The following is a 3,235-nucleotide window of genomic DNA, read 5'->3' as shown; positions in this document are numbered from 1 at the left end:
CGCATCGCGCCACCCCCCACCCCCTCACCAAGGAACAACCATGCCCCGTCGCCGTTTGACCGTCCTCGCCGCCACCCTGGGCCTGAGCGCCCTCGCGCTGACCGCTTGCAGCGGCGGCACGACCGCCGGAGCGACCCCCGGTGCGGGAGCGGAGTACGGTCTCGTCTCCGACGGCACCCTGACGGTCGCCACCGAGGGCACCTACCGCCCGTTCTCGTTCCACGAGGGCGCGGGCGACCTCACCGGTTTCGACGTCGAGATCGCCAAGGCCGTCGGCGACAAGCTCGGCCTGCAGGTGAAGTTCCAGGAGACCCAGTGGGACGCGATCTTCGCGGGCCTGGATGCCGGACGCTTCGACGTCATCGCCAACCAGGTGTCCATCAACCCCGAGCGCCAGCAGAAGTACACCTTCAGCGCCCCGTACACCGTGTCGCGCGGCGTCGTCGTGACCACGGACACCGACACCTCGATCTCGAGCTTCGCCGACCTCGCGGGAAAGACCACCGCGCAGTCGCTCACGAGCAACTGGTACGAGCTGGCGACCCAGAGCGGTGCGCAGGTCGAGGCCGTCGAGGGCTGGGCCCAGGCTGTCGCACTGCTGAAGCAGGGCCGAGTGGATGCCACGATCAACGACCAGCTGACCTACCTCGACTACGAGAAGACCAACAGCCCGACGGGCCTGAAGATCGCGGCGCAGACCGACGACACCTCCGAGAGCGCGTTCGCCTTTAAGAAGGGTCAGGACAAGCTGGCCGCGGCCGTGGACGGCGCTCTCGACGAGCTGCGCGCCGACGGCACGCTCGCTCAGATCAGCGAGAAGTACTTCGGCGCCGACGTCACCCAGTAAGCACCGCTGTAAACCCCCGCGGATCGCCCTCTCCCCACCTCTAGCGTGGGGGAGAGGGCGGTCCGCGTCCGCGTGACAGACCCGGGCACCGCGCCCGCGTGACGAAGGAGGCTCATGAACGACGTCTGGTCGTTGATGCTCGACTCGTTCTGGCCCATGGTGCTGGCCGGCTTGCGGGGGACGATCCCGCTGTCCCTGGCGTCCTTCGCCATCGGTCTCGTGATCGCGTTGCTCATGGCGCTGCTCCGGTTGTCCCGCAACGTCGTGCTGTCGGGGATCGCGCGGTTCTACATCTCGATCATCCGCGGCACCCCGCTGCTCGTGCAGTTGTTCGTGATCTTCTACGGCCTGCCCGCGGTCGGCGTCACGATCGATCCGTTCCCCGCCGCGGTCATCGCGTTCTCGCTGAACGTCGGGGGCTATGCCGCCGAGGTCATCCGCGCCGCGATCCTCTCGGTCCCTCGCGGACAGTGGGAGGCGGCGCACACGGTGGGACTCTCGCCGACCAAGACGCTGACGCGCATCATCCTCCCGCAGGCGGCTCGCGTCTCGGTGCCCCCGCTGTCGAACACGTTCATCTCGCTCGTGAAGGACAGCTCGCTGGCATCGCTCATCCTCGTCTCGGAGTTGTTCCGTCAAGCGCAGAACATCGCGGCGTTCTCGTACGAGTTCATGGCCGTGTACCTCGAGGCGGCGCTCATCTACTGGCTGTTCTGCCTGGTGCTGTCGTTCGGGCAGAACGCCCTCGAGAAGAGATTGGACCGCCATGTCGCCCACTGACCTCCCGCTGCTGCAGGTGACGGGTCTCGAGAAGAGTTTCGGCACCAATCGCGTGCTCGGCGGCGTCGATCTCGAGGTCCGCCGCGGCGACGTGCTCGTGCTGATCGGTCCCTCGGGCTCCGGCAAGACGACGGTGCTGCGCTGCCTCAACGGGTTGGAGACTCCGGATGCCGGAGTGGTGGCGTTCGACGAGGGCACGACGGTCGACTTCGCGACGAAGGTCACGAAGGCCGATCGCACCGCCTTGCGCGACCGCTCCGCGATGGTCTTCCAGCACCACAATCTCTTCCCGCACCTTACGGTCATCCAGAACGTCATCGAGGGGCCGGTCCAGGCGCACGGCGTCCCGAGAGCCGAGGCGATCGCGCGAGCCGAGACGCTGCTCGCCCGCGTGGGACTCACCGACAAGCGCGACGCCTACCCCTCGGAACTCTCCGGCGGGCAGCAGCAGCGTGTCGGGATCGTGCGCGCCCTGGCGCTCCAGCCGCAGCTGCTGCTGTTCGATGAGCCGACGAGCGCCCTCGACCCCGAACTGGTCGGTGAGGTGCTGACCGTGCTGCGCGAACTCGCGAACGAGGGCTGGACGATGGTCATCGTGACCCACGAGCTCGGCTTCGCGCGCGAGGTGGCCGACGAGGTGCTCTTCTTCGACGAGGGCGTGATCGTGGAACGCGGGGCTCCCACCGAGCTGCTCCGCGCCCCGAAGAAGGAGCGCACGCAGCGCTTCCTCAACCGTCTGCTCCGCCCTCTCGACGGACCCGACCCCGCCTGACGCTCGATCGCAGCGTGCCCACCGTGTCCGCGCGGATCCGGTAGCCGGTGCCGACCCGATGCGCCCCGGGTAACGTCGGAGGCATGCGCCTCGCGAAACGGCTCGGCATCGACGCCCCGATCATCCTGGGACCTTTCGGGGGCCTGTCCTCCGTGGCGTTGACCGCCGCCGTGAGCGGGGCCGGCGGGCTCGGCTCCTTCGGCCTCTACGGATACACACCGGAGCGCATCCGCGACACGATCGTCGCTCTGCGCGCGGCGACCACGCGGCCGATCGCCGTGAACCTCTGGCTGCCACGGGGCGACGAGGTCACCCCCGACGAGGTCGACGTCGAGCCCTTCGTCCGTGCCGCCGCTCCGCTCTTCGCCGCCGCGGGGGTGACACCGCCGACGCAGCCGGCATCCTTCCTTCCCGACGTCTCCGCACAGCTCGACGCCGTGTTCGACGCGCGCCCCGACGTCCTCAGCGTGGTGTTCGGGATTCCGGATGCCGAGACCCTCGCGCGCGCGAAAGAGAGCGGCATCCGGGTCCTGGGCACCGCCACCTCCGTCGCCGAGGCGGTCGCGCTCGACGCCGCGGGGGTCGACGCCGTCGTCGCCACGGGCGCGGAGGCCGGCGGGCACCGCGTCTCCTTCCTCCGGGACCCCGCGCGCTCGCTGGTGGGCACTTTCGCGCTCGTCCCGCAGGTGGTGGACGCGGTGGGCGTCCCCGTGATCGCGGCCGGCGGCATCGCCGACCGGCGGGGCGTGGCGGCCGCTTTCGCGCTGGGCGCAGAGGGGGTGCAGGTCGGAACGGCATTCCTCCGCACGCGGCAGTCGGCCGCCACGCCCCGCCGG

The 3,235-nt window shown here is 69.8% G+C and carries 4 protein-coding genes; all 4 read left to right on the top strand.

Annotated elements, in window-relative coordinates:
- Positions 1-40: 40 nt before the first annotated feature.
- Complete coding sequence (locus tag NS220_RS16700; RefSeq protein WP_058625138.1) at positions 41-847, top strand: amino acid ABC transporter substrate-binding protein; 807 nt, start codon at positions 41-43, stop codon at positions 845-847.
- A 114-nt stretch (positions 848-961) separates the two neighbouring features.
- Positions 962-1,627: an amino acid ABC transporter permease gene (locus NS220_RS16695; RefSeq protein WP_058625137.1), complete on the top strand. Its 666-nt coding sequence runs from the start codon at positions 962-964 to the stop codon at positions 1,625-1,627.
- Entirely contained in the window at positions 1,614-2,399 is a 786-nt protein-coding gene (locus NS220_RS16690; protein ID WP_058625136.1) for an amino acid ABC transporter ATP-binding protein, read from the top strand. The genes NS220_RS16695 and NS220_RS16690 overlap by 14 nt, the downstream gene beginning before the upstream one ends.
- A gap of 83 nt (positions 2,400-2,482) precedes the next feature.
- Positions 2,483-3,235: NAD(P)H-dependent flavin oxidoreductase (locus tag NS220_RS16685; RefSeq protein WP_058625135.1), on the top strand; the 753-nt coding region annotated here is incomplete at its 3' end.

It is taken from the genome of Microbacterium testaceum (genome assembly GCF_001476655.1).
GTDB classification, from domain to species: Bacteria; Actinomycetota; Actinomycetes; order Actinomycetales; family Microbacteriaceae; genus Microbacterium; species Microbacterium testaceum_C.
The sequence above is the reverse complement of the archived record's forward strand: the minus strand, read 5'-3'. Positions and strand labels throughout refer to the sequence as shown.

Excerpts from the sequence above, each read along its gene's own strand:
- NS220_RS16690 (WP_058625136.1), top strand. The coding sequence starts at position 1,614 with ATGTCGCCCACTGACCTCCCGCTGCTGCAGGTGACGGGTCTCGAGAAG.
- NS220_RS16700 (WP_058625138.1), top strand. The coding sequence starts at position 41 with ATGCCCCGTCGCCGTTTGACCGTCCTCGCCGCCACCCTGGGCCTGAGC.
- NS220_RS16695 (WP_058625137.1), top strand. The coding sequence starts at position 962 with ATGAACGACGTCTGGTCGTTGATGCTCGACTCGTTCTGGCCCATGGTG.